The 20,452-nt window shown below is 51.3% G+C and carries 16 protein-coding genes, 1 tRNA gene and 1 pseudogene; 12 read left to right on the forward strand and 6 right to left on the reverse strand.

Annotated features, from left to right (window positions below):
• The first annotated feature begins 37 nt into the window (after positions 1-37).
• Genes rpoZ through recG form a run of 4 tightly spaced genes read left to right on the forward strand, consistent with a single transcriptional unit; the run spans position 38 to position 5,223 of the window.
• A complete protein-coding gene (gene rpoZ, locus D9734_RS08290) occupies positions 38-313 on the forward strand; it encodes a DNA-directed RNA polymerase subunit omega (protein ID WP_000135058.1) in 276 nt (91 codons plus the stop codon).
• An 18-nt stretch (positions 314-331) separates the two neighbouring features.
• Positions 332-2,440 carry a bifunctional GTP diphosphokinase/guanosine-3',5'-bis pyrophosphate 3'-pyrophosphohydrolase gene (gene spoT / locus D9734_RS08295; protein WP_130206741.1) on the forward strand — a complete coding sequence of 703 codons (2,109 nt, stop codon included), beginning with the start codon at positions 332-334 and terminating at the stop codon, positions 2,438-2,440.
• A 6-nt stretch (positions 2,441-2,446) separates the two neighbouring features.
• Positions 2,447-3,136, forward strand: coding sequence for a tRNA (guanosine(18)-2'-O)-methyltransferase TrmH (gene trmH, locus D9734_RS08300; RefSeq protein ID WP_001070180.1), 690 nt, complete (start codon positions 2,447-2,449; stop codon positions 3,134-3,136).
• Positions 3,137-3,141: 5 nt separating this feature from the next.
• Entirely contained in the window at positions 3,142-5,223 is a 2,082-nt protein-coding gene (recG, locus tag D9734_RS08305; protein ID WP_130206743.1) for an ATP-dependent DNA helicase RecG, read from the forward strand.
• Positions 5,224-5,411: 188 nt separating this feature from the next.
• Here the strand turns inward: recG and gltS are convergent, their stop codons facing one another.
• Positions 5,412-6,617, reverse strand: coding sequence for a sodium/glutamate symporter (gene gltS / locus D9734_RS08310; RefSeq protein ID WP_130206745.1), 1,206 nt, complete (start codon positions 6,615-6,617; stop codon positions 5,412-5,414).
• A gap of 279 nt (positions 6,618-6,896) precedes the next feature.
• Between gltS and xanP the strand changes: the two genes are divergently transcribed.
• The 3 genes from xanP (at position 6,897) to D9734_RS08325 (ending at position 10,545) form a co-directional block, all read left to right on the forward strand.
• Positions 6,897-8,288: a xanthine/proton symporter XanP gene (gene xanP / locus D9734_RS08315; RefSeq protein WP_130206747.1), complete on the forward strand. Its 1,392-nt coding sequence runs from the start codon at positions 6,897-6,899 to the stop codon at positions 8,286-8,288.
• 121 nt (positions 8,289-8,409) lie between these two features.
• Positions 8,410-10,119 (forward strand): AsmA family protein, encoded by a 1,710-nt coding sequence (locus tag D9734_RS08320; protein WP_130206749.1) that lies wholly within the window; start codon positions 8,410-8,412, stop codon positions 10,117-10,119.
• A gap of 331 nt (positions 10,120-10,450) precedes the next feature.
• Positions 10,451-10,545: transfer RNA gene (locus D9734_RS08325), tRNA-Sec, on the forward strand.
• Between the two features lie 162 nt (positions 10,546-10,707).
• Here the strand turns inward: D9734_RS08325 and fliB are convergent.
• Complete coding sequence (gene fliB, locus D9734_RS08330) at positions 10,708-11,922, reverse strand: flagellin lysine-N-methylase (protein WP_130206751.1); 1,215 nt, start codon at positions 11,920-11,922, stop codon at positions 10,708-10,710.
• A 204-nt stretch (positions 11,923-12,126) separates the two neighbouring features.
• On the opposite strand from fliB, the gene D9734_RS08335 reads away from it, so the two are divergent.
• Positions 12,127-13,029 carry a carboxylate/amino acid/amine transporter gene (locus D9734_RS08335; RefSeq protein ID WP_130206753.1) on the forward strand — a complete coding sequence of 301 codons (903 nt, stop codon included), beginning with the start codon at positions 12,127-12,129 and terminating at the stop codon, positions 13,027-13,029.
• A gap of 25 nt (positions 13,030-13,054) precedes the next feature.
• On the opposite strand, the pseudogene nlpA reads toward D9734_RS08335, so the two are convergent.
• Positions 13,055-13,872: pseudogene (gene nlpA / locus D9734_RS08340) on the reverse strand (lipoprotein NlpA).
• A gap of 220 nt (positions 13,873-14,092) precedes the next feature.
• Between nlpA and yicS the strand changes: the two are divergent.
• Positions 14,093-14,386, forward strand: a complete 294-nt coding sequence (gene yicS, locus D9734_RS08345; RefSeq protein ID WP_064526021.1) for a protein YicS — start codon at positions 14,093-14,095, stop codon at positions 14,384-14,386.
• A 40-nt stretch (positions 14,387-14,426) separates the two neighbouring features.
• On the opposite strand, the gene nepI is transcribed toward yicS, so the two are convergent.
• Positions 14,427-15,617: a purine ribonucleoside efflux pump NepI gene (nepI, locus tag D9734_RS08350; protein ID WP_130206755.1), complete on the reverse strand. Its 1,191-nt coding sequence runs from the start codon at positions 15,615-15,617 to the stop codon at positions 14,427-14,429.
• A 233-nt stretch (positions 15,618-15,850) separates the two neighbouring features.
• Between nepI and D9734_RS08360 the strand changes: the two genes are divergently transcribed.
• Positions 15,851-16,204 carry a type II toxin-antitoxin system RelE/ParE family toxin gene (locus D9734_RS08360; protein ID WP_130206759.1) on the forward strand — a complete coding sequence of 118 codons (354 nt, stop codon included), beginning with the start codon at positions 15,851-15,853 and terminating at the stop codon, positions 16,202-16,204.
• On the forward strand, positions 16,188-16,511 hold the full coding sequence (locus D9734_RS08365; protein WP_130206761.1) for a DNA-binding transcriptional regulator: 324 nt from the start codon (positions 16,188-16,190) through the stop codon (positions 16,509-16,511). The genes D9734_RS08360 and D9734_RS08365 overlap by 17 nt, the downstream gene beginning before the upstream one ends.
• 124 nt (positions 16,512-16,635) lie before the next feature.
• Here the strand turns inward: D9734_RS08365 and D9734_RS08370 are convergent, their stop codons facing one another.
• The gene (locus tag D9734_RS08370) at positions 16,636-17,088 is read right to left on the reverse strand and encodes a DUF1198 family protein (RefSeq protein ID WP_130206763.1); all 453 of its coding nucleotides are present in this window, start codon (positions 17,086-17,088) and stop codon (positions 16,636-16,638) included.
• 52 nt (positions 17,089-17,140) lie between these two features.
• Positions 17,141-18,475, reverse strand: a complete 1,335-nt coding sequence (gene adeQ, locus D9734_RS08375; protein ID WP_016159934.1) for an adenine permease AdeQ — start codon at positions 18,473-18,475, stop codon at positions 17,141-17,143.
• Between the two features lie 174 nt (positions 18,476-18,649).
• Between adeQ and adeD the strand changes: the two genes are divergently transcribed.
• Positions 18,650-20,416: an adenine deaminase gene (adeD, locus tag D9734_RS08380; RefSeq protein WP_130206765.1), complete on the forward strand. Its 1,767-nt coding sequence runs from the start codon at positions 18,650-18,652 to the stop codon at positions 20,414-20,416.
• Positions 20,417-20,452: the final 36 nt, after the last annotated feature.

Here is a 20,452-nt window from a genome sequence, read left to right on the forward strand (position 1 = left end):
TGCCCAGTCATTTCTTCACCTGTGGAGCTTTTTAAGTATGGCACGCGTAACTGTTCAGGACGCTGTAGAGAAAATTGGTAACCGTTTTGACCTGGTACTGGTCGCCGCGCGTCGCGCTCGTCAGATGCAGGTAGGCGGAAAGGATCCGCTGGTACCGGAAGAAAACGATAAAACCACAGTAATCGCGTTGCGCGAAATCGAAGAAGGTCTGATCAACAACCAGATCCTCGACGTGCGCGAACGCCAGGAACAGCAAGAGCAGGAAGCCGCTGAATTACAAGCCGTTACCGCTATTGCTGAAGGTCGTCGTTAATCACAAAGCGGGTCGCCCTTGTATCTGTTTGAAAGCCTGAATCAACTGATTCAAAACTACCTGCCGGAAGACCAAATCAAACGTCTGCGGCAGGCGTATCTCGTTGCACGTGATGCTCACGAGGGGCAAACACGTTCAAGCGGTGAACCCTATATCACGCACCCGGTCGCGGTTGCCTGCATTCTGGCCGAGATGAAACTCGACTATGAAACGCTAATGGCAGCGCTGCTGCATGACGTGATTGAAGATACTCCCGCCACCTACCAGGACATGGAACAGCTTTTTGGTAAAAGCGTCGCCGAACTGGTAGAGGGAGTATCAAAGCTTGATAAGCTCAAGTTCCGCGATAAGAAAGAGGCGCAGGCCGAAAACTTTCGCAAGATGATTATGGCGATGGTGCAGGATATCCGCGTCATTCTCATCAAACTCGCAGACCGTACCCACAACATGCGCACGCTGGGCTCACTTCGCCCGGACAAACGTCGCCGCATCGCCCGTGAAACTCTCGAAATCTACAGCCCGCTGGCGCACCGTTTAGGTATCCACCACATTAAAACCGAACTCGAAGAGCTGGGTTTTGAGGCGCTGTATCCCAACCGTTATCGCGTAATCAAAGAAGTGGTGAAAGCCGCGCGCGGCAACCGTAAAGAGATGATCCAAAAAATCCTCTCGGAAATCGAAGGGCGTTTGCAGGAAGCGGGAATACCGTGCCGCGTCAGTGGTCGCGAAAAGCATCTTTATTCGATCTACTGCAAAATGGTGCTCAAAGAGCAGCGTTTTCACTCGATCATGGACATCTACGCCTTCCGCGTGATCGTCAATGATTCCGACACCTGTTATCGCGTGCTCGGCCAGATGCACAGCCTGTACAAGCCGCGTCCGGGTCGCGTGAAAGACTATATCGCCATTCCCAAAGCGAACGGCTATCAGTCTTTGCACACCTCGATGATTGGCCCGCACGGTGTGCCGGTTGAGGTCCAGATCCGTACCGAAGATATGGATCAGATGGCGGAAATGGGTGTTGCCGCGCACTGGGCTTATAAAGAGCACGGCGAAACCAGCACGACTGCACAAATCCGCGCCCAGCGCTGGATGCAAAGCCTGCTGGAGCTGCAACAGAGCGCCGGTAGCTCGTTTGAATTTATCGAGAGCGTTAAATCCGATCTCTTCCCGGATGAGATTTACGTTTTCACACCGGAAGGGCGCATTGTCGAACTGCCTGCCGGTGCAACGCCCGTCGACTTCGCTTATGCGGTGCATACCGATATCGGTCATGCCTGCGTGGGCGCGCGCGTCGACCGTCAGCCTTACCCGCTGTCGCAGCCGCTCTCCAGCGGCCAGACCGTTGAAATCATTACCGCACCTGGCGCTCGCCCGAATGCCGCATGGCTGAATTTTGTCGTCAGCTCGAAAGCGCGCGCCAAAATTCGTCAGTTGCTGAAAAACCTCAAGCGTGATGATTCTGTAAGCCTGGGCCGCCGCCTGCTCAACCATGCGTTGGGTGGTAGCCGTAAGCTCAATGAAATCCCGCAGGAAAATATTCAGCGTGAACTGGACCGCATGAAGCTGGCTACGCTTGACGATCTGCTGGCGGAAATTGGTCTTGGCAACGCGATGAGCGTGGTGGTCGCGAAGAATCTGCAACATGGGGACGCTTCCATTCCACCGGCGACCCAAAGTCACGGACATCTGCCAATTAAAGGTGCCGATGGTGTGCTGATCACCTTTGCGAAATGCTGCCGCCCAATTCCTGGCGACCCGATTATCGCTCACGTCAGCCCCGGTAAAGGTCTGGTGATCCACCATGAATCCTGTCGTAACATCCGTGGCTACCAGAAAGAGCCAGAGAAATTTATGGCTGTGGAATGGGATAAAGAGACGGCGCAAGAGTTCATCACCGAAATCAAGGTGGAGATGTTCAATCATCAGGGCGCATTAGCTAACCTGACGGCAGCGATCAATACGACCAACTCCAATATTCAAAGTTTGAATACAGAAGAAAAGGATGGTCGCGTCTACAGCGCCTTTATTCGTCTGACCGCCCGTGACCGTGTGCATCTGGCGAATATCATGCGCAAAATCCGCGTGATGCCAGACGTGATTAAAGTCACCCGAAACCGAAATTAATGTTTTATGAACCCAACACGTTATGCACGTATCTGCGAAATGCTCGCCAGGCGGCAGCCTGATCTGACCGTCTGCATGGAGCAGGTCCACAAACCCCATAACGTTTCTGCGATTATTCGTACTGCAGATGCCGTTGGCGTACATGAAGTTCACGCCGTCTGGCCTGGCAGCCGGATGCGCACTATGGCTTCGGCTGCGGCTGGCAGCAACAGTTGGGTACAGGTGAAAACGCACCGTACCATTGGCGATGCCGTCGCCCATCTGAAAGGCCAGGGCATGCAGATTCTGGCAACCCATCTTTCTGATAACGCTGTCGATTTCCGCGAAATTGATTACACCCGCCCGACCTGTATTTTGATGGGTCAGGAGAAAACGGGCATCACTCAGGAAGCATTAGCCCTGGCGGATCAGGACATCATCATTCCGATGATCGGCATGGTGCAGTCGCTGAATGTTTCCGTTGCCTCAGCCCTCATTCTTTACGAAGCCCAGCGCCAGCGGCAAAACGCAGGTATGTACCTGCGTGAAAACAGTATGTTGCCGGAAGCAGAGCAACAACGCCTGTTGTTTGAAGGCGGCTATCCGGTGCTGGCGAAAGTCGCGAAACGCAAAGGTCTGCCCTACCCTCATGTCAATCAGCAAGGCGAGATTGAAGCTGATGCCAACTGGTGGGCCACTATGCAGGCCGCAGGGTAAGCGCCATGAAAGGTCGCCTGTTAGATGCTGTCCCGCTCAGTTCCCTAACGGGCGTGGGCGCAGCGCAAAGTAACAAACTGGCGAAAATCAATCTGCATACCGTGCAGGACTTGTTATTACACCTTCCCCTGCGCTATGAAGATCGCACCCATCTCTACCCCATCGGTGAGCTACTGCCGGGCGTTTATGCCACGGTGGAAGGCGAAGTGCTGAACTGCAATATCTCCTTCGGCGGTCGGCGAATGATGACCTGCCAGATTAGCGACGGTTCCGGCATTCTCACCATGCGCTTTTTCAACTTCAACGCAGCAATGAAAAATAGCCTGGCGACGGGCCGCCGCGTGCTGGCCTATGGCGAAGCAAAGCGCGGCAAATATGGTGCGGAGATGATCCACCCGGAATACCGCGTGCAGGGCGATCTCAGTACACCAGAGTTGCAGGAAACGCTCACGCCGGTTTACCCAACCACCGAAGGAGTAAAGCAGGCGACGCTTCGAAAACTGACCGATCAGGCGTTGGATCTGCTCGACACCTGCGCCATTGAAGAACTCCTGCCGCCGGAACTGTCACAAGGAATGATGACGTTACCGGAAGCGTTGCGCACTCTGCATCGCCCACCGCCAACGCTGCAACTTAGCGATCTGGAAACCGGGCAGCATCCGGCGCAACGTCGTCTGATTCTGGAAGAACTGCTGGCGCACAACCTTAGCATGCTGGCGTTACGCGCCGGAGCGCAACGTTTCCATGCCCAGCCGCTTAGCGCCAGTGACGCGCTGAAAAATAAACTCCTCGCCGCCTTACCGTTCAAGCCAACGGGCGCACAGGCACGCGTAGTGGCGGAGATTGAGCGCGATATGGCGCTCGATGTACCGATGATGCGCCTGGTACAAGGCGATGTAGGCTCCGGTAAAACGCTGGTTGCCGCCCTCGCCGCGCTGCGTGCGATTGCTCACGGTAAACAGGTGGCATTGATGGCGCCAACCGAGTTACTTGCCGAGCAGCACGCCAATAACTTCCGCAACTGGTTTGAACCGCTCGGTATCGAAGTGGGCTGGCTCGCCGGTAAGCAGAAAGGTAAAGCGCGACTGGCTCAGCAAGAAGCCATCGCCAGCGGTCAGGTGCAGATGATTGTTGGCACTCATGCCATTTTCCAGGAACAGGTGCAGTTTAACGGCCTGGCGCTGGTGATTATCGACGAACAGCATCGCTTTGGCGTGCATCAGCGTCTGGCATTGTGGGAGAAAGGCCAGCAGCAAGGCTTCCATCCACATCAGTTGATCATGACCGCCACGCCGATCCCCCGCACGCTGGCAATGACCGCGTATGCCGATCTCGACACCTCGGTCATTGATGAACTGCCGCCAGGCCGCACACCAGTGACGACAGTGGCAATTCCTGATACGCGCCGTAACGATATTATCGACCGCGTTCGCCACGCCTGCATGACGGAAGGCCGTCAGGCGTACTGGGTTTGTACGTTGATTGAAGAATCGGAATTACTGGAAGCGCAGGCGGCGGAAGCCACGTGGGAAGAGTTGAAACTGGCGCTACCAGAGTTGAATGTCGGTCTGGTGCACGGGCGGATGAAACCAGCCGAGAAACAGGCGGTGATGGCATCGTTTAAGCAAGGTGAGCTACACCTGCTGGTTGCCACTACTGTTATTGAAGTCGGCGTTGATGTGCCTAACGCTAGTCTGATGATTATCGAAAACCCGGAGCGTCTGGGTCTGGCGCAGTTACACCAGCTTCGCGGGCGTGTAGGTCGTGGCGCGGTGGCTTCTCACTGTGTCCTGCTCTACAAAACACCGCTCTCCAAAACGGCGCAAATCCGCCTGCAAGTGCTGCGTGACAGTAACGACGGTTTTGTGATTGCGCAGAAAGATTTGGAGATACGCGGACCGGGTGAACTGTTAGGCACACGTCAGACGGGTAATGCCGAATTTAAAGTGGCAGATTTACTGCGCGACCAGGCGATGATCCCGGAAGTTCAGCGCCTGGCGCGACATATTCACGAACGTTACCCACAGCAGGCAAAAGCCCTGATAGAACGCTGGATGCCAGAGACTGAACGTTACTCGAATGCGTAAAAGGCGGCGGTGAGAAGACCGCCGTTTCAGGTTGATCTACCTTCCTGCCGGATGCGGCGTGAACGCCTTATCCGCCCTACAAAAACCTACAAATTCAATAAATTGTGAATCAATACGCAGGCTTGATAAGCGAAGCGTATCAGGCATTTGTCTTTGTTGCGGCGGCACTTCTACCGCCGCTTCATCGGTTAACCCGCAAAAATCGGCAACATTAAATACAGCTTAATCACCAGGGCGTTAACGATATCGATAAAGAACGCACCGACCATCGGCACCACCAGGAAGGCCATATGTGAAGGGCCAAAGCGTTCAGTAATCGCCTGCATGTTGGCGATTGCCGTTGGTGTCGCGCCAAGACCAAAGCCACAGTGACCCGCAGCCAGCACCGCCGCATCGTAGTTTTTGCCCATCATGCGCCAGGTGACGAAGATGGCATACAACGCCATGAAGATGGTCTGTACCACCAGAATCGCCAGCATCGGCAGCGCCAGCGAAGCCAGTTCCCACAGCTTCAGGCCCATCAGAGCCATCGCCAGGAACAACGACAGGCTAACGTTACCCAGCACCGATACCGCACGTTCAAAGACGCGATAAAAGCCCATCATTGACAGACCGTTGCTCAGAATCACGCCTACAAACAGCACACAAACGAAGGTTGGTAATTCAAAAGCAGTGCCAGCCAAAAGTTGCGCAACGATTTTCCCTACCGTCAGACAGATAGCAATCAGCGCAATAGTTTCAATCAGCACCAGCGAGGTGATCATGCGCCCCACATCAGGCTTTTCGAACGCGGTCGGTACTTCCTGGTCATCCGGAATACCGTCCGGCGTGGTGGAGTGTTTCACCAGATAACGCGCCACTGGGCCACCAATCAGACCGCCCAACACCAGACCGAACGTCGCACAGGCCATCGCTACTTCAGTCGCGTTAGTAAAGCCATAACGTTCAATAAACAATTTACTCCACGCCGCGCCAGTCCCATGACCGCCAGAAAGCGTAATAGACCCTGCTAACAGCCCCATCAGCGGATCAAGACCTAACAGACTGGCCATACCAATACCGATGGCGTTTTGCATCACCAACAGACCAACAACCACAATCAGGAAAATCCCCACCACACGGCCACCGGCACGTAAGCTGGCAATGTTGGCGTTCAAGCCGATGGTGGCAAAGAAAGCCAGCATCAACGGATCGCGCAGGGACATATCAAAGTTGACTTCCCAGCCCATACTTTTTTTCAGTACCAACAGCGCCAGCGCCACCAGCAGCCCTCCAGCAACCGGTTCAGGTATGGTGTATTTCTTCAAAAAGGAGACGGAATGGACCAACTTTCGCCCGAGCAGCAACGTTAGCGTTGCGGCAACAAGCGTTGCTAAAGTATCGAGATGAAACATAGTTACTCCTTTGTGTCCGCACCACTCTTTCATACTCGTCATACATCATCGCGCATTTGCAGTAAGGCGAAATATGACGAGTATCGAGTCATGCTTTCCTGGTTCGAATTCTCAGCTGAAAATAGAAAAATGGCATGGATTTTAAGCAGAAAACAACCAAAAGTTATATAAAAAAGTGCATTTATCGCATTTAAATATTTAGAAGAATGGCTGGCAAACGTTTGCTTTTGCCTTTCGGTCAGCTAAAATGCCCGCTTTGCTACCACGGGATTGTTTTCGATGTCTGTTTCCACCCTCGAGCCAGAAAATGCGCAACCGGTTGCGCAGGCTCAAAACAGCGAACTGATTTACCGTCTTGAGGATCGTCCGCCGCTTCCTCAAACCTTGTTTGCCGCCTGTCAGCACCTGCTGGCGATGTTTGTCGCGGTTATCACCCCTGCGCTTCTCATCTGCCAGGCGCTAGGTTTACCGGCACAGGACACACAACACATTATTAGTATGTCGCTGTTTGCCTCCGGTGTGGCATCGATTATTCAGATTAAAGCCTGGGGGCCGGTAGGTTCCGGGTTGTTGTCGATTCAGGGGACCAGTTTCAACTTCGTTGCCCCGCTGATTATGGGCGGCACGGCGCTGAAGACCGGTGGTGCTGATGTTCCCACCATGATGGCGGCACTGTTTGGTACCCTGATGTTGGCAAGTTGCACGGAGATGGTGATCTCCCGCGTACTGCATCTGGCGCGCCGCATTATTACGCCGCTGGTTTCTGGCGTCGTGGTGATGATTATCGGCCTGTCGCTAATTCAGGTTGGGTTAACGTCCATTGGTGGCGGCTATGCGGCGATGAGCGACAACACCTTTGGCGCACCGAAAAACCTGCTGCTGGCGGGCGTGGTCTTAGCCTTAATCATCCTGCTTAACCGCCAACGTAACCCTTACTTACGCGTGGCCTCGCTGGTGATTGCGATGGCGGCCGGATATGCGCTGGCGTGGTTTATGGGTATGTTGCCAGAAAGCAACGAACCGATGACGCAAGAACTGATTATGGTACCAACGCCGCTCTATTACGGTCTTGGTATTGAATGGAGCCTACTGCTGCCGCTGATGCTGGTCTTTATGATCACCTCACTGGAAACCATTGGCGATATCACCGCGACCTCTGACGTTTCCGAACAGCCGGTTTCCGGCCCGCTGTACATGAAACGTCTGAAAGGCGGCGTGCTGGCAAACGGCCTGAACTCGTTTGTCTCGGCAGTATTTAACACCTTCCCGAACTCTTGCTTCGGACAGAACAACGGTGTAATTCAGTTAACGGGTGTTGCCAGCCGTTATGTCGGTTTTGTGGTGGCGCTGATGTTGATCGTGCTGGGCCTGTTCCCGGCAGTGAGTGGTTTCGTGCAACACATCCCAGAGCCAGTTCTGGGCGGCGCTACGCTTGTGATGTTTGGCACCATCGCCGCATCCGGTGTACGCATCGTTTCCCGCGAGCCGTTGAACCGTCGGGCAATTCTGATTATTGCACTGTCGCTGGCCGTCGGCCTGGGCGTTTCTCAGCAGCCGCTGATTTTGCAATTTGCCCCTGACTGGCTGAAAAACCTGCTCTCTTCAGGTATTGCCGCTGGCGGTATTACTGCCATTGTGCTGAACCTGATTTTCCCGCCGGAAAAACCGTAATTCACTTAACGGCGGTAAGTTTCTTTACCGCCGCAGCGACTCTCTTTCACCATTCCCGCCTTGAGGAATGCGCGTAAATCGTGCATAACTCCCTTATGTGTATTTCGCGGGATGGAAGACTATGAAATTTATTGGGAAGCTGCTTCTCTACATTTTCGTCGCGCTACTCGTAGTGATAACTGGCCTCTATTTTCTTCTGCAAACCCGTTGGGGTGCGGAGCATATCAGCGCATGGATTTCCGAAAATAGCGACTACCATTTGGTCTTCGGGGCAATGGATCACCGCTTTTCCGCGCCGTCTCATATCATACTGGAGAACGTCACGTTTGGTCGTGATGGACAGCCCGCGACCCTGGTGGCAAAAAGTGTTGATATCGCATTGAGTAGTCGGCAACTGACCGAACCGCGCCATGTCGATACCATTCTGCTGGAAAACGGGACACTGAATCTCACCGACCAGACCGCCCCGCTACCGTTCAAAGCCGATCGCCTGCAACTGCGCGATATGGCATTTAATAGCCCAAATAGCGAGTGGAAATTAAGTGCTCAGCGGGTAAATGGCGGCGTCATTCCGTGGTCGCCAGAAGCCGGTAAAGTGTTGGGAACGAAAGCGCAGATTCAATTCAGTGCTGGCTCCCTGTCGCTCAATGATGTTCCTGCCACCAATGTGTTGGTTGAAGGCAGTATTGATAACGATCGCGTTACGCTGACCAATCTGGGTGCCGATATCGCGCGCGGTACATTAACCGGAAACGCGCAGCGTAACGCCGACGGTAGCTGGCAGGTGGAAAACCTGCGCATGGCGGATATCCGTCTGCAAAGCGAAAAATCGCTGACTGATTTCTTTGCGCCATTGCGCTCTGTGCCTTCGTTACAGATTGGTCGCCTGGAAGTGATAGATGCTCGCCTACAAGGCCCGGACTGGGCGGTGACCGATCTCGATCTCAGCTTACGCAACATGACCTTCAGTAAAGATGACTGGCAGACACAGGAAGGAAAGCTGTCGATGAATGCCAGCGAGTTTATTTATGGTTCGCTGCATTTGTTTGACCCGATTATGAACGCAGAATTTTCCCCGCAGGGCGTGGCGCTGCGCCAGTTTACCAGCCGTTGGGAAGGTGGCATGGTGAGAACGTCAGGAAACTGGCAACGCGACGGGAAAACGCTGATCCTCGATGATGCGGCAATTGTCGGGCTGGAATATACCCTGCCCAAAAACTGGCAACAGTTATGGATGGAAACGACACCCGGCTGGTTAAACAGTCTGCAACTGAAGAGATTTAGCGCCAGCCGCAACCTGATCATTGATATCGACCCGGCCTTCCCGTGGCAACTCACCGCGCTCGATGGCTATGGCGCGAATCTGACACTGGTTGCCAATCACCAATGGGGCGTCTGGAGTGGCACAGCGAATCTGAATGCCGCCGCCGCGACGTTCAATCGTGTTGATGTTCGCCGTCCGTCACTGGCACTGGCCGCCAACAGCAGCACGGTGAATATCAACGAACTTAGCGCGTTTACCGAGAAAGGCATTCTGGAAGCCACTGCCAGTGTTTCACAAACGCCGCAGCGCCAGACTCATATCAGCCTGAACGGACGCGGTGTGCCGGTGAATATCCTGCAACAGTGGGGATGGCCAGAGCTACCGATTACTGGCGACGGCAATATTCAGCTTACCGCAAGCGGCAATATTCAGGCCGATGCACCACTAAAACCCACGGTTAACGGGCAACTCCATGCCGTGAACGCTGAAAAACAGCAAGTGACCCAAACCATGAATGCTGGCGTCGTTTCCAGTGGCGAAGTTACGTCAACGGAGCCAGTGCAGTAAAAATCAATCTCACCGGGTACGACACAGCCGTACCCGGCATTTTTTCAATAAATAACAAACAGTAGAGTATCCAATTACCATGTTCGTTCCCGCTCATTGCACGGCGTAAACCATCCTTAAGAATACGGATATTGCTATTTTTTGTTATCAACTTACGTTTCTTTTTTCTGGGAGCGCGATTGTGCCAAAGCGTAACTTATGGATTTGCCGAGAGTTTCTGTGAAGAGGATCATGGCAAGGCGAAACGAAGCGGAAAAAAGTGTGATGGGGGATGTGATAAGGCGAGGAAGTAGCTATAATGCGCCCCGCCTCCATGTAGCAATCGAGGCGCGGAAGATCGTCGTCTCCGGTGAGGCGGCTGGACTTCAAATCCAGTTGGGGCCGCCAGCGGTCCCGGGCAGGTTCGACTCCTGTGATCTTCCGCCAAAATGCCTCTTCTGACGTTCACCAATCCCTTGTAATACCGTTTAAAGCAGATAATTTCTTCTGTTCATGATTCAACCTGCTTTACCGAAGTTGTTCTTAATATTTATTACAGCGGAAGCGACATGCCAGACAAACGTTTAACCCAGTCCCCGACAGGCGAATTTAACGAATCAACAGCAGGCAGGAGAGATCGTCCCCGGCATTGATCATGTCGATCGCTTCATTCATTCGCTGGTTAATCGTTGACGAATGCAAGGTTGACTCGGCAAGGCTCGCCACAATTTTCAGTACCGTTGCCTCATCCAGAGTTGCTTCCAGCGATGTCAGACTCAACAAATGCTTAATGTAGAAATAGTCGAGGATCAAATGGTAAACCTGACGCATGGCCGTTGAGAAATCAGCTCCCGGAAAATAACTGTGGTAAATTTTGTAGGTCAGCAAATTGCGCAATACATGCGGAGCACTGAGAATAGAATCCTGGCAAAGCTGCTGCCACTGTTTATTCAGGACAGCAAACTTATCAGCCAGAGCCTGCTTATCCGGGCTGTTTGCCACGTCTAAATACACCGCCATCTTACGATGCAAGTCAGTAATAATACGATCCCTGCTGCTCTTATTCGCGACAAGCGACCCCAATACCGTCAGCGCACGCACCTTCAATCCCACCGACTCCGTAGGCGTTGATTGACTCATCAGGCTAATACCTGCCGCCAGCTCGCTTAATAGCTCCTGATGGTACTGTTCAGCCTGCGCAAAATGGTTGTGCAGATCGAACTCAATGCGCTGCAGATAAACCATAAACTGTGCCAGCGCCATCAGGTTTTCTTCAACGTTCAACGATGGCGCCTGTAGAAGGTGCCAGGCAAAGAGATGCACAATCTGGTGGATCTGATTAACCGGCTGGCTGGTGGTGCAGGTGTTTTTCGCCTTCGCCAACAGATCATCCTGTTCGTGCACTAACATGCTGTCGGCATCAAACAATACCAGTCGGGCTACTTCTGGACATGAGAGCACCATCGAATGGCGAGTTGTATCCGCGTAGTGTTTTTTGCTACGTGGATAAGTAGAACAGGTTTCTGAAAGTGCTTTTTCTCCCAGATCGCGATGGACCAGGCAGAGTTTATTTTCATCGAGAAACGGACACTGACCCTGCGCGTCCAGTTTGATTATCGAATAGCGGCTTTTACCATTTCGCACCCGTAATAAATTCTCTTTCGCCAACTGGGCAATTTTCGGGTGTTGTTCGTTGAGGTAAGTATGATGGGTTTTCTTGTCGATGTGTATCTTCCATCCCTGACAGCAGGAAATCAGGCAGTTGGGGCCGACGCAGGCAAACTTCTTCACAAACTCGGGGGTTACTACTTTATGGATTTGCATAACATTCTTCGCGTTTAAAAAGCGAACAGTAGCACGCTGTCAGAACAAAATGATAACGTCATAACCTGACGGTTTAACAAGTATTTCACTCGTTTCATAAATGCTCGCCCCATCAAATGAATGGTTTACCTGAAGGGGTCATTCTCACCATTTTTGCTATCATGCCTGCATACATAAACGACAAAACAGTATGCAGAGGGAAAAATGGGTTCCACCAGAAAGGGGATGATGAACGTTCTGATTGCCGCCGTATTATGGGGAAGTTCAGGCGTTTGCGCGCAATACATCATGGAACAAAGTCAGATGTCATCGCAGTTTCTGACCATGACGCGGCTGATATTTGCCGGATTTATTCTGCTGACGCTCTCTTTTGTCCACGGCGATAAAGTCTTCTCAATCATTAAGAATCATAAAGATGCCATCAGCCTGCTTATTTTTTCCATTGTTGGCGCTCTGACCGTCCAGCTAACATTCTTACTGACGATTGAAAAATCAAATGCAGCTACAGCAACGGTGCTGCAATTTTTATCACCAACGATTATTGTGGCCTGGTTCTCACTGGTACGAAAATCGCGCCCCGGTATTCTGGTATTTACCGCGATTTTGACCTCCCTGATAGGCACATTTTTGCTGGTCACCCACGGTAATCCAACATCGTTGTCGATCTCTCCTGCTGCGCTGTTCTGGGGAGTTGCTTCAGCCTTTGCTGCCGCATTCTATACGACATACCCCTCAACGCTCATTGCCCGTTACGGCACGCTGCCCGTCGTCGGCTGGAGTATGCTCATTGGTGGGATGGTCCTGCTGCCCTTTTATGCCGGGCAAGGAACAAATTTCGTGGTTAATGGCAGCCTGATCCTGGCTTTTTTCTATCTGGTGGTAATTGGAACTTCGCTGACCTTTAGTCTGTATCTGAAAGGTGCACAGTTAATTGGCGGGCCGAAAGCCAGTATTTTGAGTTGCGCAGAACCATTAAGTAGCGCGCTGCTCTCTTTGCTGTTGCTGGGGATCACCTTCACATTACCAGATTGGCTGGGAACGCTGCTGATTCTGTCATCGGTGATCTTGATTTCAATGGATTCCCGCCGCCGCGCCAGAAAAATGTAATCATCCGGCGCGGCGCGGTTGAGCATTACCAGCCAGGCACCGCGCCACCGTTAAAGAGGGTTTCTGCCGCTTTAGCAACTTCTGGTGACTGATAAGATTGCAGAAACTCCTTCACGTTTTCTGCATCCTTATTATCTTCCCGCGCCACCAGAATGTTCACATATGGTGAATTTTTATCTTCAATAAATACGCTGTCGTTAACCGGAGAAAGCCCTGTTTGCTGGATGTAAGTGGTGCTGATAATCGCTACATCCACTTTCGGGTCGTCCAGTACACGTGGCAACTGTGCCCCTTCCAGCTCCATTATCTGCAAATGGCGTGGATTCTCAGTAATATCCAACGCCGTTGGCAGTAAACCTTTCCCCTCTTTTAAGGTAATAAGTTTCTCTTTTTGCAACAGTAACAGCGCACGCCCCAGATTGGTCGGATCATTCGGAATCGCTACAGTCGCTCCTTCTTTTAGCTGATCGACTGTTTTAATTTTTTTCGAATAGCCAGCCATGGGGAAGACAAAGGTATTTCCTACCGCCACCAGTTGTAACCGTGCGCCTGATTATCCTGTTCAAGGAAAGGACGATGCTGGAAGACATTGGCATCCAGTTCACCCTGATTAGTTGCATCGTTCGGCAACAACGAACCACTAAATCCAACCAATTCAACTTCAAGACCATACTTCTCTTTGGCCACTTTTTTAGCGACTTCTGCCACATCCTGTTCGGCACCGTTAATGACGCCAACTTTAATGTGTTTTGCATCGCTGTTTTGCTGGTCGCAGCCTGCCAGCAGGATCCCCGCCAGAAATAATGCTGCCCCTGTCCGTAGATGATGTGTTGTCAGTTTCATTTTTTATCCTTTTATTAATGATTACCTGACTATAGCGGTAAGGTCGCTGCGGTTTAAAAAACGAAACGCTATCGATAAGAATAAAAAGGAATAAAAGTGGAATATAAGGTCTGGCACTTCTTACTGACCGCGTAAGCGCGTTTCGTACAGCATGATGAGAGCGATAAAAGCAAACTACACTTATGCTTCATTCGATACACATTTGTAAAAGGTTGAATCCATGAAACCAACGACGCTACTGCTTATTTTCACTTTTTTCGCTATGCCAGGCATCGTATACGCCGAGTCGCCTTTTAGCTCACTGCAGTCCGCAAAAGAGAAAAATACGGTATTAGAGGATTTGCGGAAAATTTGCACCCCAAAGGCATCGTTGTCAGATGAAGCGTGGGAAAAGTTAATGTTGTCAGATGAAAACAATAAACAACACATACGCGAGGCCATCGTGGCGATGGAACGTAATAATCAGAGCAATTATTGGGAAGCGTTGGGTAAGGTAGAATGCCCGGATATGTAAGTACGGCAACAACCACTGACCAACGCTTCTTTACCTGATATCAGGATTTCTTCATTTTCACCTTTGCCGTAACCAACAATGCAGTCAGCAACATCAATGTGCCGGACAACATCAGCGGCGAAGTCAGACCAATGTTATCCAACGCATAACCGCCGATTGCCGCACCGCAGGTATTGGCAAGCTGAATAACGGCCACCTGAATAGACCCAGCCTTTTCTGCCTGATCGGCCAATGAGCGAGTGATCCACGTTGACCAGCCAACGGGAATTAAAGCAAAGGTCAGCCCCCAGATAATCGCCACACCGGTAGCAACAATTTTATCGCTTCCCCACAGCGTCAGTACCAGCGCGCTCAGGGCGAGCACAAACGGTGCGCCCGCTAAGGCCAGTTTCACCGAACGTTTGAGAATAAACGACGAAAGCGATGTACCAACAAAACTGGCGATACCAAAACTCAACAGCACCAGCGTTAAGCCATCAACGCCGAATCCCGCCAGATTCATATACACTGGGCGAATATAAGTGAAAAAAGCAAACTGTCCGGCGAAGGACATAAAGATGGCGATCATCCCGGCCATCACCCCCGGACGCTGCAACAGGCGAAAGGTATTTTGTTTCTGATGTGACGGTTCGCCAGGCAGCGAAGGCAATGATTTGATAATCCAGATAATACACAGCACGCCCATCACCGCCGCCGCATTAAAGACATTGCGCCAACCGATAAGCTCGCCTAAAAAACTGCCCAATGGCGCGGCAATTACCAGCGCAATGGACACCGCGCCGAAGATCACCGACAGCGCCTTCGGCACCGTACGGGGCGGTACCAGGCGCATGGTCAGCGACGCCGACATCGCCCAGAATCCACCCAGTGCCAGCCCCAGACAGGCGCGACCGATTAACAGCAGACTGAATGAGTTGGCAAAGGAAACCAGTAAGCAGGAAAGCGTCAGCAAAACAGCGAACAGAATGACAACGTAGCGGCGGTCAGTGGCCTGAATAGTCTGGGTAATAAACAAACTGGCAAACATCGCCACAAAAGCGGTTACGGTCACCGATTGCCCGGCAACCCCTTCCGAAATGCCTAAATCGTGCGCCATCGGCGTCAACAAACTGACGGGCAAAAACTCAACGATAATCAGACAGGCGACGCAAAACGCCACCGAGAAAACGGCTGACCAGTTCGGTCGGGTAATGGCGTCCGCGCCGCGGTTTTCTGCAATAAATTCACTCATGGTGTTACCCGTGGCATGTTTCAGGGGAAAAGCCGATCAGTTTAACATTGAAATGTGTGACACATTTAACGTTTTTGCAACTTTTACAGTGTTGTGGGAAAAATTCGAGGCTGCTCGAGGAAATAAAAATCATATGGCAAGGTGATATGCATTGACGCGATTTCGTTGGAAACAAGGGATAAAGTATCGCACTTAGTGATATGCTTTAATAACAGGACATCAACGATATGCGTGTGTTTAAAACCAAATGGTTTGCAAGGGAAGCCAAGTCTCATGCAATAACAGATGAAGAGTTATGCCGGGCCATTTTAGAAACAGATCAGGGTAAAGCTGATGCGCTTGGTGGTGGCGTTTTTAAAAAGCGCCTTCACCAAAATCGTGAGCGTGCGATTATTCTGGCGAAAGGGGGTAGCAATTGGTTTTACACGTTTTTATATGCAAAACAGGATATGTCGAACATCAGTAGTCAGGAACTGTCAGGATTTCGTGAACTCGCAAAGCATTATGCCTTCCTGACGAAAGCCCAACTGACAGCAATGATTAACAGTAAAGAACTGACAGAGATCTGCTATGACTGCAAAAACTAAATTCAAAAGCCCTGCATTTGAGGCCATTCACAGCGCGGCTGCTGGATTGTCCAGCGTTGATGCCATTTCTGCCGAAACAATGCGTACTTTTGACAAAGCCTGCCTGACCAGCGTACCAGACTTACAACCTGTTGAGATAAAAGCACTACGGGAAAAATTAAAAGTGAGTCAACCCGTCTTCGCTCACTATCTCAATACCAGCGTTTCAACTGTACAAAAATGGGAAAGTGGCGCTAAACGCCCCAGCGGCATGTCATTAAAACTACTTAGTATTGTGCAAAAACACGGGCTAGAGGTGCTGCTGTAAATAGAACGTAGAGAATGCGTCCGTCTACTGTCAGATCCGATAGCGGATGCGGCGTGAACGCCTTATCCGTACTCGGTCTGTAGGCCTGATAAGACGCGCCAGCGTCGCATCAGGCAAAGCGGTTTTAATGCAGCCAGTAAACGCCCTCAGCAGGCTGAAAAAACGCGTTGTAGCGCATCTGGAATGCATTAATCTCCTGCATTTCAGGCTCTATTTCGCGCAGAAAACCCAGCGCCAGCCTGACCTGAGCATCGGTAATCGGCGCGGCAAGGCGGGCTTTTTGTAAAATCCGATGCCATTGCAGCAGGTTCTGTTCGCTGCCATCGACAATGACAACCTGCCAGATAAGCAACACCTGCGCGGCATTTTGCAGATGCGACTCATCCGGGCGATGCAGATAACGTAAAAATTCGTCACCGGCTGACTTTCCCATTTGATCGACCATTGACTCAACGGGTACAACATCAATATTCAGCCGATCGCTGAGGCGGCGAATCGCTTTTCTGGCCCCGGATGTCAGCACCCGAAAACCAACCACAAACACCACCACCAGCGTAGCGAGCATTATCCAGATCATGAGTTCTCCTGCGTAACCGGCACTCATGATATCTGGAAACGCTTATCAGATACTAATCCACCAGGATGATTTTCAGCGCAAACAATGCCGCTACAACCACCACACACAGATTCAGATCGCGCCAGCGCCCGGTGCACACTTTCATGATGCAGTAAGACATAAAGCCGAGCGCAATCCCTTCAGTGATCGAGAAAGTAAAGGGCATCATCACCGTGGTGATAAATGCAGGTACCGATTCGGTAAAATCATCCCAGTTAACGCGCGCCAGACTTGAGGTCATCAACACGCCAACAAAGATTAACGCCCCGGCGGTGGCGTAAGGTGGAACCATCGCCACCAGCGGTGAGAAGAACATAACCAGCAGGAACATAACGCCAACAACAACCGCAGTCAGCCCCGTGCGACCGCCGACCGCCACGCCAGAAGTACTTTCAATATAGGCGGTAACAGAGGAAGTTCCGATAAACGCGCCAGCCACCGAACTCACGCTATCAACATATAGCGCCTTATTCATGTTAGGGAATTTACCGTTACTATCTATTAAGCCAGCTTTATCAGTTACACCAATTAATGTTCCTGATGAATCAAATAGGTTGATCAACATAAAGGAGAAAATGATACCGGCAAGCTCAAGCGATAATGCCCCGCTCAAATCAACCTCGCCAATAACACCGCTAATATCAGGTGGAATAGAATAGATTCCGCTGAAATGAACATCTCCGAAAAATAATCCACAACAGGAAGTAACGACGATAGAAACCAACACCGCCGCATGAAAATTACGCGATGACAACACGGTTATAATAAAAAACCCTAAAATACCTAACAACACGCCGTGGGAACTTAAATCACCAATCATCACCAGCGTGTCTTTATTGGCGACAATAACACCGGTATTTTTTAATCCCATTAAGGCAATAAATAGCCCGATACCACTGGTGATACCAATACGTAAACTTAACGGAATGTTAGAGATCATCCAGTAACGGATACGAAACAGAGTCAGCAAAAATAGCCCTATTGCCCCCCAGAATATCGCCCCCATTCCGGTCTGCCAGGAGATGCCCATCGCCCCTACAACCACGAACGCAAAGAAGGCGTTCAGCCCCATTGCCGGAGCCAGCGCCACGGGCAAGTTAGCAAATATCCCCATCGCAATACTACCGATACCGGCAATCAAACAAGTGGTGACAAACACCACTTTCGGGTCCATTTGTGCCGCACCGAGTATTTGTGGGTTAACAAAAACGATGTACACCATAGTTAAAAAAGTGGTCATCCCCGCAATCAATTCTGTGCGGACGGTAGTCCCATGTTGTGGCAGTTTAAATAATCGAGAAAGCGTCCCTGATTCATTACTCACGTAATCGGTATTATCATTATTCATTTTCTTGTCCATTGGAGGAGATTTAATCCTTTGCTTTTGTAAAACAAATGACAACAACGGTTCAGTGATAATTATCACATTTCAATTGCACATTAATGGATATTCTTTAATAATCACGCGATGTTTCTTTATGATAAATAATAATCAAATTGATAAAATCAAAATGAGAAAAATATGAATAATCCTATTAACCATAAATTTCATCACATTAGTCGAGCTGAATACCAGGATTTGCTGGCTGTTTCCCGTGGCGACGCTGTTGCCGATTATATTATTGATAATGTCGCTATTCTGGATCTGATCAATGGCGGAGAAATTCCCGGCCCGATTGTGATTAAAGGACGTTACATTGCCGGTGTTGGCGAAGAATATGCCGACGCTCAGGCTTTGCGGCGGATTGATGCCCGCGGCGCAACGGCGGTGCCGGGGTTTATTGATGCTCACCTGCATATTGAATCCAGCATGATGACGCCGGTCACTTTTGAAACAGCTACCCTGCCACGCGGCCTCACAACTGTAATTTGCGACCCTCATGAAATCGTCAACGTGATGGGCGAAGCTGGATTTGCCTGGTTTGCCCGCTGTGCCGAACAGGCAAAGCAAAACCAGTATTTGCAGGTCAGCTCTTGCGTACCCGCTCTGGAAGGCTGCGATGTTAATGGTGCCAGTTTTACGCTCGAGCAGATGCTCGCCTGGCGCGACCATCCGCAGGTTACCGGCCTTGCTGAGATGATGGACTATCCTGGCGTAATTAGCGGACAAAATGCGCTGCTCGATAAACTGGACACCTTTCGCCATCTGACTCTGGATGGTCACTGCCCCGGTCTAAGCGGTAAAGAACTTAACGCCTATATTGCCGCGGGTATTGAAAACTGCCACGAAAGTTATCAGCTGGAAGAAGGACGCCGAAAATTACAACTCGGCATGTCGTTGATGATCCGCGAAGGGTCCGCTGCCCGCAATCTCAACGCGCTGGCTCCGTTGATCAACGAATTTAACAGCCCACAATGCATGCTTTGTACTGATGACCGTAACCCGTGGGAAATCGCTCACGAAGGGCATATCGACGCCTTAATTCGCCGCCTGATTGAACAACACAATGTGCCGTTGCATGTGGCATATCGCGTAGCCAGCTGGTCGACGGCGCGCCATTTTGGTCTGAATCATCTCGGTTTACTGGCTCCCGGCAAGCAGGCCGACATTGTCCTGTTAAGTGACGCCCGTAAAGTCACTGTGCAACAGGTACTGGTGAAAGGCGAACCGATTGACGCACAAACCTTGCAGGCAGAAGAGTCGGCGAGACTGGCACAATCCGCCCCGCCATATGGCAATACCATTGCCCGCCAGCCAGTTTCCGCCAGCGACTTTGCCCTGCAATTTACCCCCGGAAAACGCTATCGCGTCATTGATGTCATCCATAACGAACTGATCACGCACTCCCGCTCCAGCGTCTACAGTGAAAATGGTTTTGATCGTGATGATGTGTGCTTTATTGCCGTACTTGAGCGTTACGGGCAACGTCTGGCTCCGGCCTGTGGTTTGCTCGGCGGCTTTGGCCTGAATGAAGGCGCGCTGGCGGCGACAGTCAGCCATGACAGCCATAATATTGTGGTGATCGGTCGTAGCGCAGAAGAGATGGCGCTGGCGGTCAATCAGGTGATTCAGGATGGCGGCGGGCTGTGCGTGGTCCGTAACGGCCAGGTACAGAGTCATCTGCCGTTGCCCATTGCCGGGCTGATGAGTACCGACACGGCGCAGTCGCTGGCAGAGCAAATTGACGCGTTAAAAGTCGCTGCCCGTGAATGTGGTCCGTTACCCGATGAACCGTTTATTCAGATGGCGTTTCTTTCCCTGCCGGTGATCCCCGCATTGAAACTGACCAGTCAGGGGCTGTTTGATGGCGAGAAGTTTGCCTTCACCCCCCTGGAAGTCACGGAATAATAAAAAAAGCCCGGCGCCATGCCGGGCAAAAGTCAC

The sequence above is a fragment of the Escherichia sp. E14S1 genome, assembly GCF_004211995.1.
Classification (GTDB): Bacteria; Pseudomonadota; Gammaproteobacteria; order Enterobacterales; family Enterobacteriaceae; genus Escherichia.

Bases quoted from the DNA above. Each gene is read 5' to 3' on its own strand.
- rpoZ (WP_000135058.1), top strand. From the start codon at position 38: ATGGCACGCGTAACTGTTCAGGACGCTGTAGAGAAAATTGGTAACCGT.
- trmH (WP_001070180.1), top strand. From the start codon at position 2,447: ATGAACCCAACACGTTATGCACGTATCTGCGAAATGCTCGCCAGGCGG.
- recG (WP_130206743.1), top strand. From the start codon at position 3,142: ATGAAAGGTCGCCTGTTAGATGCTGTCCCGCTCAGTTCCCTAACGGGC.
- gltS (WP_130206745.1), bottom strand. From the start codon at position 6,617: ATGTTTCATCTCGATACTTTAGCAACGCTTGTTGCCGCAACGCTAACG.
- xanP (WP_130206747.1), top strand. From the start codon at position 6,897: ATGTCTGTTTCCACCCTCGAGCCAGAAAATGCGCAACCGGTTGCGCAG.
- D9734_RS08320 (WP_130206749.1), top strand. From the start codon at position 8,410: ATGAAATTTATTGGGAAGCTGCTTCTCTACATTTTCGTCGCGCTACTC.
- fliB (WP_130206751.1), bottom strand. From the start codon at position 11,922: ATGCAAATCCATAAAGTAGTAACCCCCGAGTTTGTGAAGAAGTTTGCC.
- D9734_RS08335 (WP_130206753.1), top strand. From the start codon at position 12,127: ATGGGTTCCACCAGAAAGGGGATGATGAACGTTCTGATTGCCGCCGTA.
- yicS (WP_064526021.1), top strand. From the start codon at position 14,093: ATGAAACCAACGACGCTACTGCTTATTTTCACTTTTTTCGCTATGCCA.
- nepI (WP_130206755.1), bottom strand. From the start codon at position 15,617: ATGAGTGAATTTATTGCAGAAAACCGCGGCGCGGACGCCATTACCCGA.
- D9734_RS08365 (WP_130206761.1), top strand. From the start codon at position 16,188: ATGACTGCAAAAACTAAATTCAAAAGCCCTGCATTTGAGGCCATTCAC.
- D9734_RS08370 (WP_130206763.1), bottom strand. From the start codon at position 17,088: ATGATCTGGATAATGCTCGCTACGCTGGTGGTGGTGTTTGTGGTTGGT.
- adeQ (WP_016159934.1), bottom strand. From the start codon at position 18,475: ATGAATAATGATAATACCGATTACGTGAGTAATGAATCAGGGACGCTT.
- adeD (WP_130206765.1), top strand. From the start codon at position 18,650: ATGAATAATCCTATTAACCATAAATTTCATCACATTAGTCGAGCTGAA.